12 protein-coding genes are annotated in these 11,574 nt (G+C 73.6%); 7 read left to right on the plus strand and 5 right to left on the minus strand.

The features are described 5' to 3' along the window. Positions 1 to 307 precede the first annotated feature (307 nt). Positions 308 to 1,270: an oxidoreductase gene (locus ABZ449_RS38885; RefSeq protein WP_360355956.1), complete on the minus strand. Its 963-nt coding sequence runs from the start codon at positions 1,268 to 1,270 to the stop codon at positions 308 to 310. Between the two features lie 82 nt (positions 1,271 to 1,352). On the opposite strand from ABZ449_RS38885, the gene ABZ449_RS38890 reads away from it, so the two are divergent. Continuing rightward, positions 1,353 to 2,030, plus strand: a complete 678-nt coding sequence (locus tag ABZ449_RS38890) for a TetR family transcriptional regulator (RefSeq protein ID WP_360355959.1) — start codon at positions 1,353 to 1,355, stop codon at positions 2,028 to 2,030. Between the two features lie 181 nt (positions 2,031 to 2,211). After that, complete coding sequence (locus ABZ449_RS38895; RefSeq protein WP_360355960.1) at positions 2,212 to 2,730, plus strand: hypothetical protein; 519 nt, start codon at positions 2,212 to 2,214, stop codon at positions 2,728 to 2,730. A 237-nt stretch (positions 2,731 to 2,967) separates the two neighbouring features. Here ABZ449_RS38895 and ABZ449_RS38900 read toward each other — a convergent pair whose 3' ends face one another. Then, positions 2,968 to 3,330, minus strand: coding sequence for a hypothetical protein (locus ABZ449_RS38900; RefSeq protein ID WP_360355963.1), 363 nt, complete (start codon positions 3,328 to 3,330; stop codon positions 2,968 to 2,970). A 351-nt stretch (positions 3,331 to 3,681) separates the two neighbouring features. Here ABZ449_RS38900 and ABZ449_RS38905 point away from each other — a divergent pair, with 351 nt between their 5' ends. Further along, positions 3,682 to 3,999, plus strand: a complete 318-nt coding sequence (locus tag ABZ449_RS38905; protein ID WP_360355966.1) for a helix-turn-helix transcriptional regulator — start codon at positions 3,682 to 3,684, stop codon at positions 3,997 to 3,999. Between the two features lie 150 nt (positions 4,000 to 4,149). Then, a complete protein-coding gene (locus tag ABZ449_RS38910; RefSeq protein WP_360355969.1) occupies positions 4,150 to 5,379 on the plus strand; it encodes an MFS transporter in 1,230 nt (409 codons plus the stop codon). Positions 5,380 to 6,070: 691 nt separating this feature from the next. Here the strand turns inward: ABZ449_RS38910 and ABZ449_RS38915 are convergent. Then, entirely contained in the window at positions 6,071 to 7,048 is a 978-nt protein-coding gene (locus tag ABZ449_RS38915; RefSeq protein WP_360355972.1) for an aminoglycoside phosphotransferase family protein, read from the minus strand. Between the two features lie 349 nt (positions 7,049 to 7,397). Beyond that, positions 7,398 to 7,760, minus strand: coding sequence for a transcriptional regulator (locus ABZ449_RS38920; protein WP_360355974.1), 363 nt, complete (start codon positions 7,758 to 7,760; stop codon positions 7,398 to 7,400). A gap of 510 nt (positions 7,761 to 8,270) precedes the next feature. Here ABZ449_RS38920 and ABZ449_RS38925 point away from each other — a divergent pair. Further along, entirely contained in the window at positions 8,271 to 8,912 is a 642-nt protein-coding gene (locus ABZ449_RS38925; RefSeq protein ID WP_360355976.1) for an AraC family transcriptional regulator, read from the plus strand. 37 nt (positions 8,913 to 8,949) lie between these two features. On the opposite strand, the gene ABZ449_RS38930 is transcribed toward ABZ449_RS38925, so the two are convergent. Continuing rightward, on the minus strand, positions 8,950 to 9,618 hold the full coding sequence (locus ABZ449_RS38930; protein WP_360355979.1) for a hypothetical protein: 669 nt from the start codon (positions 9,616 to 9,618) through the stop codon (positions 8,950 to 8,952). A 605-nt stretch (positions 9,619 to 10,223) separates the two neighbouring features. On the opposite strand from ABZ449_RS38930, the gene ABZ449_RS38935 reads away from it, so the two are divergent. After that, on the plus strand, positions 10,224 to 11,144 hold the full coding sequence (locus ABZ449_RS38935; protein WP_360355981.1) for a hypothetical protein: 921 nt from the start codon (positions 10,224 to 10,226) through the stop codon (positions 11,142 to 11,144). Positions 11,145 to 11,164: 20 nt separating this feature from the next. Beyond that, positions 11,165 to 11,515: a hypothetical protein gene (locus ABZ449_RS38940; protein WP_360355984.1), complete on the plus strand. Its 351-nt coding sequence runs from the start codon at positions 11,165 to 11,167 to the stop codon at positions 11,513 to 11,515. Positions 11,516 to 11,574 lie beyond the last annotated feature (59 nt).

Genomic DNA, 11,574 nt, shown 5'->3' on the forward strand with positions numbered 1-11,574 from the left:
ACCTGAGCCATGAAAAGCCTCCTAGCGGCGGTGTACGGGATGCAACGCCGTTGATCCTACTGCCCGCCCCGGCCCCCGCCAGGGGGCGGCCACCGGACCGGTCACCCGGCTCGGGCCCGGGACGGCCCCGGGGCGGTTCGGGGGTACGGCGACTCCACGGGGTGGGATCGGGGCCCGAGCGGGAACTGCCTCGAGCGCCTCGGGGCCGGCCCGGCCCGGGCGGTAGCGGCCTCTTGCCCCCCGGCCCCCAGGGGCCTGCCCTGCCCGGTCCTGCCTGGCGCGGTCGCGGTCCTGGTTTGGGGTGGGGTCAGGCGGTGTTGGTGTTGGCGTTGGGGAGGGTGAAGGGGATGCCGGTGAGGTCCTGGGAGACGTCCCAGAGTCGTTGTCCCAGCGCCGGATCGAGTGCGCGGGGTGCCGGCGTGCTCCGGGCCGGGGTGCCGCGGAGTTCGGCGATGCCGCGGGGTGCGTAGAGTTCGCCGCTTTGTGCGTCGGGTGCGGTGGCGGCGTGGAGTTGTGGTTGCGCGCCGCGTGCGGGGGGCTGGGCGAGGGGGCGGAGGAGGTGGCCGTAGAGGAGGCGCGTGGGGGTGGTGGCGGTGGTGTGGGGGAGGTGGGTGGCGGCGTAGCCGGGGTGGGCGAGGAGGCTGCGGACGGGGTTGTGGCTGGCGGTGAGGCGGCGGTGGAGTTCGAGGGCGAAGACCGCGTTGGCGAGTTTGGACTGGTTGTAGTGGCCCATGGGGGAGTAGGTGCGCTCGCCGGTGAGGTCGTCGAAGTCGATGCGGGCGCGGCGGTGGTTGGCGGAGGTGACGGTGACGATGCGGGGGTCGCGGCCGTGGGTGAGGAGGTCGATGAGGTGGGCGGTGAGGGCGAAGTGGCCGAGGTGGTTGACGGCGAGTTGGAGTTCGTGGCCGTCGGGGGTGAGCGTGCGTGGGGGTGCCATGACGCCGGCGTTGTTGATCAGGACGTCGGGGTGGGGGCCGTGGTCGCGCAGGTGTTGGGCGAAGGCGTGGACGGAGTGGGGGTCGGCGAGGTCGAGGTGGCGGACGTCGAGGCGGGCGTCGGGTAGGTGGGTCTTGAGGTGGGCGGTGGTGTGGTGGCCTTTGGCTTCGTTGCGTACGGCGAGGACGACGTGGGCGCCGCGGCGGGCGAGGGCGGTGGTGGTCGCCAGGCCGAGGCCGCTGGTGGCGCCGGTGACGACGAAGACTCGTCCGTGGAGGTCGGGGTCGGGGGTGAGGTCGGGGGTGAGGTCGGGGGTCGGGTTGTCCGGTGTCATGTGACTCACGCTGCCCTTGATGGCACCAAGTGTCAAGGCTGTCTCTTGGTGGCGAATGTGGCGTGGGGGCTAGGATGGGGTGGTGACTTCCCGATCTGCCGTGTCCCTGGCCCAGCGCAAGCGTCAGCTCGTCGCCGACGAGTTGACCCGCGCGGCGTTGGATCTCCTGGCGGACGGTGGGTTCGATGCCGTGACGGTGGACGAGATCGCCACGGCCGCGGGTGTGTCGAAGCGGACGTTCTTCCGGTACTTCGCGTCCAAGGAAGACGTGGTGGTCCAGTTCCTGGGCGCGCTCGGTGCCGCCATGTGCGAGGAGCTGGCCGCCCGTCCGGCGGAGGAGGTGCCTTCGCTGGCGTTGCGGCACGCGGTGTGGCGGTGCGTCGAGGACTGCGCCGGGCACGAGGAACGGGCCCGCAAGGTGGTGCGGCTGGTCCTGTCGACCCCCGCTCTGCTCGCCCGCTTCCTGGAGCGCCAGGCGCAGTGGCGCGACGATCTCGCCGTGGAGCTCGCCGGGCGGCTGGGCATGGACGCCGGGCGCGAGCTGTATCCGCGGCTGGCCGCGGACATGGCGCTGGCGGCGTTCCACACGGTCCTGCAGCGCTGGAGCGCCGCCGGCACGGACGCCGGTACGGACGCCGGTACGGACGGTGGCGCGGTGGACGTCGCGGTGCTGACGGAGAACTGTTTCGCCGTCATCGCCCCGGCCCTGGACGCCGTCGTGCGCACCCCCGCCCCGGACGGGGCCCCCGCCCAGGCCTGAACCCGCTGTACTCCGGGGCCGCCGCGCTCCGGCCCGCCGTATCCCGTGGCCGTCGGTGTTCCGGGCCCGCCGTGTTCCGGGTCCGTCGTGTTCGGCGGCTGTCAGTGCTGCGGGGTCGGGTCGGTGGTGCGTGCGGGGGTGGGGGTGGAGGCGTGCCGCCGGGACGCCTACGATGCGGTGCATGGAGACCACGGCGGAACTCGTCCACCTGGAGCGGATGTTGCTCGACTTCGGGGACTTCGGTTTCGAGGAACAGCGGCACGCTTTCCGGTGGGTCGACATCAAGCGTTTCGGGCTGGGCGAGGGTGCGGGTGACCGGGATGTGCTGGCCGGGCTGATCGCGCATCCGCAGTTCCGGGACACCTATGACGGGGCCGGGCCCCTGGACCGGCCGCGGCACGGCCAGTGGTGGCTGGAGCGGATCACCCCCGATACCTACACGCCCGTGCCGGCGCCCGCGGCGGTGGACCTCATAGAGGCATGGGTGCTGCAGCACGGCCCGGTCCCGCCCACGCTGCGCGCGCGGCTGGAACGGGAGGTCCACGCCCCACTGCGCCGTGCCGACGCCCGTTACCTGCTGGTGCATCCTCCCGAGGACGCCCGCCACGACTACGGGCCCGTCCACACCGACTTCCACGAGCTGGTCCTCATCGACCGGGCCTCGGCCGCCGTCACGCTCCTGGTCGCCGCCGACGACTGACCCGCTCCCGGCCCGCACCCCCGGCCCCTCGGCAACCGCCGTGCGCCGCCTGTCGTTCGCGGCCCGGGGCCCGGCGGCCCCGGGCCGGGGGCGTGCCGCTCGCGGTCGGTTCCCTGTGTGGACGGCCCGGACATGGGCGCACCCCGCGGCGTGCGCGGGCGGACCCACGGACGCGACGGGGTGAGCGGGGCGCCGGCCGTCACCGTGGCAGTGCGGTCACCGGCCCGGCGGGAGCGGTCAGTTGAAGACCAGGATGTCGGTGCGCATCGGCAGCGGGCTGTTCCAGCCGATGCTGATCTTGAAGGTCACCACGCCGTTGCCCGGGGCGATGCTCGACACCTGGAAGGGCGCGCCGCCGACGAACCGGTTCCCGTTGGAGTCGATCTCGGAGGCCGTGATGACGACCGTCGAGTCGATCCCGATGACGTTCCACGGGATCTGCAGGTTGAACGTCCCGTTGCCCGGGCTCCAGGTCACCCAGCCCCGCCACACGGCAGCGACGTTGCCGCCGATGGCCGCGAGGTGCTGGTCCTGGCCGGCGGACTGCAGACTGCCCGCGATCTGCGGGACCTGGGAGGCGGTGGGTTCGTTTGCGGCCATGACGGCTCTCCTTGCGCCGGGAGAGCCCCCCACGAGCTCTCCGGATACCCAGAGTGTCCACTGATGTGCACAGCGTCACAATCACTCGTCGGGGTGAACCACCGGCGCGTCGCCGCGCCACCCGCGCGGCCACGCCCTAAGGTCGCACGCCACCCGGCGCACCCCGGCCCCGCCCGCTGCCCGCTCCCGCTGCCCGTCTCCATGGGCCGGCACCCCTGTCCGGTGGGTGCGGCCGGGCTGTCCCGGCGCGCCCTGCCGTGCCGTGTCCTGGGCTGTCTTGACACCCTGAGTCATATCCAGAATATTAGATGCGTCCGGCGAGGGGTCGGGCTTCGGGAAGGAGGCTGTGCGGTGGATCTGGATCCGCTGGCCGTGCACAAGGCGCTCGCCAACCCCGCGCGTGCGGACTTCCTGCGCTGGCTCAAGACCCCCGAGCGGTACTTCGACGAGGCGTACTACCGCGAGCGCGGTGTCGGCTTCCACATCGGCGTGTGCGTCACCGACATCCGGGAGCGCTCGGGGCTGGCCCAGTCGGTGGTCTCCGGCTACCTGCAGATCCTGCGCGAGGCCGGGCTGTTGGAGTCCGAACGCGTCGGCAAGTGGACCTTCTACCGGCGCAACGAGGAGACCATCGCCGCCTTCGCCGCGTACGTGCGCGACGAACTCTGACCCGTTCGCGCGTACTGCCCGCGCACCCGTCACATCCACCCGTCCGTCGTCACCCCCTTCTTTCGTGCGGGGGCGCCCCGGTGCGCCCTCGTTTTCTTTTGGCCAAACGCATCCAACTATCTAGATTTGTGTATCCACTGGAGGTCTGTCGTGCACCGCACCGCTGCCGCCCCCCATGTCCTGGCCGTCCCGGTCCTGGCCCTGGGCGTGTTCGGCATCATCACCACCGAGATGGGCGTCGTCGGCGTCCTGCCCGCTCTGGCCGAACGCCTGCACGTGGCCCCCGCCACCGCCGGATGGCTCGTAGGATCCTTCGCCCTCACCGTCGCCGTCACCGGACCCGTCGGTGTCCTGATCGCCTCCCGACTGCGCCGAAAAACCGTCCTGGCCACGGCACTTGCCGTCTTCGCCGCCTCCAACGCGCTCTACGCGCTCAGCGACTGCTTCCCCCTCGTCCTCGCCCTGCGGATCCTGCCCGCCCTGTTCCACCCCGTCTTCTTCGCCCTCGCCCTCACCGCCGCCACCCGCCTCGCCCCGCCCGCCAAGGCCGCACGCGCCGCCACCACCGTCTTCGCCGGCGTCAGTGCCGGCTTCGCGTTCGGCGTCCCCCTCACCTCCTACCTCGCCGACCACTTCCACCTGCCCGTCGCGTTCTGGAGCGCCGCCGCCCTCAACCTCCTCGCCTGCGCCGGCGTCCTCGCCTTCTTCCCCGACCTACCCGACACCGAACGACCCACCTACGGTGGCCAGTTGGGTATCCTGCGCCGGGGTCGGCTGTGGCTGTCCGTCGCCGCCGTCACCCTGGTCTTCGCCGCCATGTTCTGCGGCTACGGGTACATCGCCGAATACCTGCAGAACGTCACCGGCCTCGACACCTCCCTCACCGGACCCGCCCTGATGGCCTTCGGCGTCGTCATGACCGCCGGTAACCCCGTCTTCGGCCGCCTGCTGGAACGCGCCCCCGTACGCACCGTCACCGCCTACCCGCTCCTCTACCTCGCCCTCTACCTCCTCCTCGACGCCGCCGGCCCCCACCCCGGCCCCATGCTCGCCACCGTCCTGATCTGGGGCGCCGTCCACTCCGGCGGCCTGGCCGTCACCCAGGCCTGGCTCGCCCGCGACGCCACCGACGCCCCCGAGTTCGGCAACAGCCTCTTCATCTCCTTCTCCAACCTCGGCATCACCCTCGGCACCACTGTCGGCGGAACCCTCGTCACCACCACTGGCCCCCGCCACCTGCCCCTGGCCGGCGCCGCCCTCGCCGCAGCCGCCCTCACCGCCGTCCTCCTGCGCCGCCGCCTCGACCGCAACCCCGACCAGACCCAGACCCAGACCCAGCAGGACCGGCCGGACCAGCCCCACCCCACCCCCACGCCCTGACCCACCCCCTCACCCACCCCGAACCCCCGGCCCGGTCCGGCCCGTCGAGGACGCCGGCCGCACACTGCGCCCCGTCGAACCGGCGGGGCGCAGCAGGTGCGGGTCTTCGGTCCGCCCCGGAGCGGTCGGGGAAACGGCGTCGGCGGGCGGTCTCACGTCTCCTCAAGACCGGTTCGGGGCCTGTCGAGCGCGCCCGGAACGCGCCGACACCCTCGGCCCAGCACCCCCCGACCGGCCGCTGCGGGTGCTGGTGGCAGGGCCCGGAGGCCGGACCTCCCTGTCGTTCGACGGAACGGTCACGCAGAAGGACTACGACGAAGCCCTCGTGTACTTCGAGGAGCGGGCCCGCCGGAGGGCCGAGCGGCCCGCGCGCGTCCCCGCGGACGGACCGGTGGCGTCGCATGCTCCGGCGGTCCACGTCCACCAGACGTTTCCGAAGGAGCCGGTGGACGACCCGGCAAGGTCGGCCTGCGCAACGACTACCCCGCCCCGATCACCGTGGGGGAGGCCGGCCACCCCTCCGTCGCCCACGCCTGCCGGGCCCTGTCGGTCGCACTGGACAGGGCGGCTCCTCGAACTGGTCCGCTCCGAGCTGTACGCGCGGCGGACCGGGATCCCGGGGCTGTGACCGGACCAGGCGTGTGACTGTGGTCCTCCGGGCGGTCTTGTTGCGCGTTTCTCCCGGTGGTGGTCAGGCGTAGCGGTCGAACAGGGCCTGCAGGTAGTCCTCCAGGCGCCCGGTCAATACGGCGGGTGTCAGGTCGGTGCGGCCCAGTTCGCGCCAGGGCTCGGCGACCTTCTGCGCGTCGGGGGCGAAGGCGAGGGCGTCCAGCAGCCGCCAGTACAGGTGTGCGCGGCCTTCGGCGAGTTCGCGGCCGCCGGCGGCGGTGTAGCGGTCGGCGAAGGCCAGGCCCGCCTCGGGGCCGTGCAGCAGGGCCAGGGCGGTGGCGCAGTGGGCGACGTCCAGGTCGGCCGGTCCCCAGGAGGTCTCCACCCAGTCGACCACCCCGGTGACGGCCAGGTCGGTGCCCGTGCCGGTGAACAGCACGTTGCCGGGGTGGAAGTCGCGGTGCAGGAAGCATCCGCGGTACGCGGGTACCTCGCCGTCGATCACCTCCACGGCCCGTTCCCACAGCCGCCTGCGGGTGGTGTCCCCGGGTACCGCCACCCGCTCGGGGGCCGTCCAGGCCTGCCAGGTGCGCGGCCGGTCCCGCTCGTCGACCGTCAGGGCGTGCACGGCGGCCAGTTGCGCGGCCAGCAGGTCGGCGCGCGCGTCGCTGTCGCCGTCCTCGGCCACGCGCACACGGCCGGACAGGTGGGTCATCACCAGCGACGGGTGTTCGCACACCGCCCCGGCCGCGTCCACCGCGACCAGCCGTGCCGCCGGGATGCCGCTGCCCTCCAACAGGCGCAGCACCGCCGCCTCGCGGGCCAGCAGGCCCGGCGCGTGGCGGCGGTAGAAGGGCTTGACGAACGAACGCAGCACCAGCGCGTACGGCGTCAACGGGCCACCGCCGCCGGGGCGTTCGATGTCCAGGCGGCGCATCCGCGACGTCCACCCGCCCTTGAGCGCGCTCTCCGCGGTGATGTGCTCACCGGGCGCGAGATGCCCCTCCACCCACCGGCGCGTGCTGTCCCAGCCCTGGTCCAGGTCCCCACTGTCGATCACGGACGGCAAGCCTACGCCCCGCGTCCGCCCCACCGGGGCGGGGTGTTCCCGGTGGCAGGTCGGCCCGGGTGCCAACGGGGCCCGCGGGCCCCGGATCCGGCAGGCGCCGGGGTCGGGCTGGCGCCGGGGTCTGGCCCCAGTGGGGCCCCGGGCCGCGGGCACCGTGCCCGCGCGTTCACCACCGCGGGCCGGGCCCGCGGCCCGCTCGTCCCCGGCGTTGGAACGCGTCGCCGAGGGCCTCGGCACCATCGCCGAGGCCCGCCGCTACGTCCAGGCCACCACCCGCACCATGGCCGGCAAGACCGTCCTCACCACCGGCTACCGGCTCACCCCCACACCCCCACGCGCCTCACGCGCCCCGCACCCTGGGGGCTTGTTCGGCCTCCGCGTCGGCGGCGGCCACCACCGCCGTCAGGAGGCCGGGGAACCGCTGCTCCAACTCCTCGCTGCGCAGCGCGTTCATCTTGGTGGTGCCCACGTAGTACTGGCGCAGCAGGCCCGCCTCGCGCAGCACGCTGAAGTGGTGGCTGGAGGTCGAACGCCCCACCGGCAGGTCGAAGGAACCGCAGCTGAGATCGGCTCCGGAGTGCGCGAGCGTGCGCACCACCGTCCTGCGGGCCGGATCAGCGAGCGCCTCCAGTACCTGCTGGACGCTCACGTCCTCCACACCAGGGTGCACGATCACCCGCGCCGCCACGCGTGCCCGTCCCACACCCACCACCCCTTCCCAACACTCGACCCCCGTCCGTTCGATGGCCAAAGACCGCGCCGTGGGCGCGACTTCACGTACACGACGCTACTATGCCCGACCCTGCCGCCACGCTCACCGCAACACCTGTACAACACGCCCCCGTGCCCAGGGAACAGACACCACGACGGTCCGAGCGGTACGGCGGGGTCGTTGCGGTGGAGGGACGGAGCGGGTCCCCCGCCGGGGGCCGCCGAGGCGGCGGGCCCTCCTCACCGCCGCCCACTTCCCCGGCGTGCGCTTCGGCCGCATCCTCGCCGTTGACGGCGACCGCCGCTTCGTCGCCGTCTGAACCCCGCCCCCACCGCCGCCGTGCTGCGCCCGGACCGTCGGGGAGTCGGCTCGGGCCTCGGGGGCCTCGGGGGCCTCCGGGGCCGGGGGTGTCCGCCCGCAGCTGCGGCGGGGCCGCGGATGGGGGTGGCGCGCGGGACACTGGGCGCAGCCGGACGTCCGATGCCATATGAGGGAGTTGTGATGGTGCAGGTAGCCGTGGTGACCTTCGACGGGTTCAACGAGCTCGACAGTTTCATCGCCTCCGCGCTGATCAACCGCTGCCGCAAGGACGGGCTGGAGGCCTTCATCACGACGCCGACGCCGCGGGTGACCTCGATGAACGGGGTGGAGGTCGGCGGGCAGCGGCCGCTCGAGTTCGTCACCGAGGCCGACGTGGTGCTGATCGGCAGCGGGGTGCGGACGCGTGACGTGGTCGCCGATGCCCCGTTGCTGGCCCGGCTGCCGCTGGACCCGTCGCGCCAGTTGATCGGCTCGCAGTGTTCCGGGGCGCTGGTGCTGGCCCATCTCGGTCTGCTGGGTGCGATGCCGGCCTGCACGGATCTGACGAGTCGCCCGTTCGTCGAGGCCCGGGGTGTCACCGTGCTGGACGCGCCCTTCCACGCCGAGGGGAACATCGCCACGGCGGGCGGCTGCCTGGCCTCCCAGTACCTCGCGACCTGGGTGATCACCCGCACCCTCGGGGAGGACGCCGCGCGGGCCGTCCTCGACTACGTCGCCCCCGTCGGCGAGAACCGGGAGACCGCCGACCGTGCCCTGCGCGTCGTCGGTGCCGCCGGCGCTGCCGTCGGAGCCGTCCGCCCGGTCGAGCCCGCCCGGTCCTGAGCGGGCGGCTGCGGCGGGCCGGTGAGGGGCGAGGCCCTCACGACAGGAGGAGGCCCTCGGGGATCCGGGCCGGCGGCGGTCCGAGCTTCAGCTTGCCCCGGCACGAGGCGGTCCGTTCGGCCGCCCAGGCATGGACGGCGTCGGTGTCCTCGGCCAGGTCGCGCAGGTCCAGGGCGTTCCGGTGGGCCCGGACCATCCAGGGGACGTCCGTGCCGGACAGCCGCTGGACGGCCCGGGTGAGCCGGTCGCGGGCCGTGTCGGCGTCGCCGGTGAGACCGGCGGCGATGCCGGCGTGGTAGTTGTCCCAGAGGTTGCCGCGCCGGGCGGGGACGGCCGTCAGGTGCCGGGCCGTGCTCGGCAGGTCCACGAACCGGGCGCGGTACTCGGTGATCCGCTCGGCGCCCCTCCGGGCGAGGCCCGTCGCGAGGGGCGTGAACTGTGCCTCGTCCTCGAACGGCTCGTGGCCGGCCTCCCGGCCGCCGACGTGGAACTCCAGGTGGTCGCTGTCCTGCCACAGCCACATCACCGCGGTGTTGAGGTAGGAGCCCTGACTCCAGCTCGACGGCTGGAACTCCACCACGCCCAGCCACCAGCCGTGGTCGTCGATCCATGTCCGTGATCGTCCGCGTCGGCGCAGCCCGAGGGGACGCAGGACGTCACGGGCCGCTTGCGTGATCAGGCGGGAGGCGGGGGAGGGGGCTGCCATGCCGGGCATTCTCCCAGGTGGGACCGACACGCCCACCCGCCGCCGGTGCCGCCGGCGGCCCGCGTGGGGGTGCCGGCGCCGGCGCGGGTCAGAGCCTGAGCGGCCCCGCGTCCGGGGCCGAAGCAGATCGGCACGGTGCCGAACGCGCCCCAGGCCCGTCCGTCGGCCCGGGCCCCGACCCACCGCGGACACCGGGGTACCGGGGAACCGGGAACCTGTCCTCGAACACCGCCGTCCCCGCCCCCGAAGGCCCGCACCGGAACCCGGACCCCCGTACCCGCGCCGCCACCTCATCCGCCGGCGGCCCCGTCCCGCTGCGCCGACGCACCCGCCCCGTCGCGCGCCGGCCCCACCGGGTGCCGGCCGCGCGGCATTGAACCGCTGGGACGACATCCGCCCGCCGCCGTCGCGCGGCGGGCCCGCGGCCCGCGGCCGGACGTGTAGAAACGGCCGCACCGGGCCGGGTAGGGGAGGCGGACTCCGCACCGACGCGGCACGGCCGCCGCCCCGGCCCCTCGCATCGGACGGGCGCATCCGCAGGCGCAGCAGCCCGCCGAAGCCGCCCGAACCCCCCAACCAGCGCTCGTCCAAGGAGACAGGGACCCATGCTGAGAATCACCGCGGACGTCTACTCCGGCCGGCCCAATCCCGTCGCGGACATCACCGACGCGGCACAGGCGCGCACCGCCCTGCGGGAACTGACACGGGACCGGACACTCTTCGCGGACCCCCGGTCCTCCGAACCGCCCGCCGGCCCCCTGGGACTGCGGGGGTTCTGGCTGGAGACCTTCGACGACGAACTCGCGCGCGACTTCGACGTGGACTCCCGCCTCTACCTCCCGGCCGGGCCGCAGGCACCCGCCGGGCGCACCGCCGAGGTCGCCGAGCAGCTGATCACCCTCGCGCACTGGAGCCCGGCCCCCGCCACGCTCGCCGGGCCCACACAGCCCCTCGACCCGTCCTTCCAGGAGTTCCTGCGCGGACAGCTGGCGAGCAGCGTCCGGACCTCCCGGCAGGACCGGGCCGAGCCGGCCGGCGCCGGCAAGCAGGAGAGCGCCAAGGTCACCTGCACGATCGAGGTCACCGCGTTCAACCCCGGATTCTGGAACAACGACCCGAACGTCCTCTACAACAACAACTGCTACAACTACGCCAGCAACTGGCGCACCAACACCTTCGCGCAGCCCGGCCGCGGCTGCGGCAGCATGTACACCCAGATCACCTGCGAGGAAGTGACCCGCGCGGCGCTGTGCGACGGCATGCACCACCGCTTCGACTGCTTCCCCGACAGCGAGGCACCCCGCCCCCTGGTCGCCCTGGTCGTCATCCCCGGCGGCGGCGACTACCACTGGTACCGCAAGCAGAAGGAAGGCTTCTGGGGCCACAAGCCGGGCGGGACGGCGGCCCGCAACTACGACAACAGCGGGAACGTGATCTACGACCCGGAAACCGCCGACCGCGGCCCCTACACGATCTTCTGCGGCTACTTCTACGGCTGCAACAGCCAGCGGCAGAGGATCAACTGACCAGCACCGCGGGGCCGGCGGTGATCGTCGAGGTCGACCTCTACAGCGGACGCCCCAACCCGCGCTTCCCCCTGCGGCCCGCCACCGCCGACGAGCTGACGCACCGGATCGCGGCACTGACCCCGGCGACCGGGGACGCGCAGCCGCGCGACGGCCTCGGCTACCGGGGCCTGCGCGTCCTGGCCGGCCCGCACGACACCGTCCCCGCGATCACCGTCTCCGGCGGCCTGGTCACCGTGCACACCCCCGACGGCCCGCCGCGCCGCCTGCACGACCCCGGACGGGCCCTGGAACGCTGGCTCCTCACCCAGGGCGCCGGGACCCTGGACCCCGAGGTCGTCGCGGCGGTCGGCCCGGAGCTCAACCGGTAGCGCGGGGACGGCGGGGGCGGTGGTGGTGGAGTGGGAAGTCGGCCCCGCCGACTTCCCAC

Origin of the sequence: Kitasatospora sp. NPDC005856 (genome assembly GCF_040629945.1) — a bacterium.
Lineage (GTDB): Bacteria > Actinomycetota > Actinomycetes > Streptomycetales > Streptomycetaceae > Kitasatospora.

Coding starts and splice junctions, on each gene's coding strand:
- ABZ449_RS38900 (WP_360355963.1), bottom strand. CDS start 3,330: ATGGCCGCAAACGAACCCACCGCCTCCCAGGTCCCGCAGATCGCGGGC.
- ABZ449_RS38935 (WP_360355981.1), top strand. CDS start 10,224: ATGCTGAGAATCACCGCGGACGTCTACTCCGGCCGGCCCAATCCCGTC.
- ABZ449_RS38895 (WP_360355960.1), top strand. CDS start 2,212: ATGGAGACCACGGCGGAACTCGTCCACCTGGAGCGGATGTTGCTCGAC.
- ABZ449_RS38930 (WP_360355979.1), bottom strand. CDS start 9,618: ATGGCAGCCCCCTCCCCCGCCTCCCGCCTGATCACGCAAGCGGCCCGT.
- ABZ449_RS38885 (WP_360355956.1), bottom strand. CDS start 1,270: ATGACACCGGACAACCCGACCCCCGACCTCACCCCCGACCTCACCCCC.
- ABZ449_RS38925 (WP_360355976.1), top strand. CDS start 8,271: ATGGTGCAGGTAGCCGTGGTGACCTTCGACGGGTTCAACGAGCTCGAC.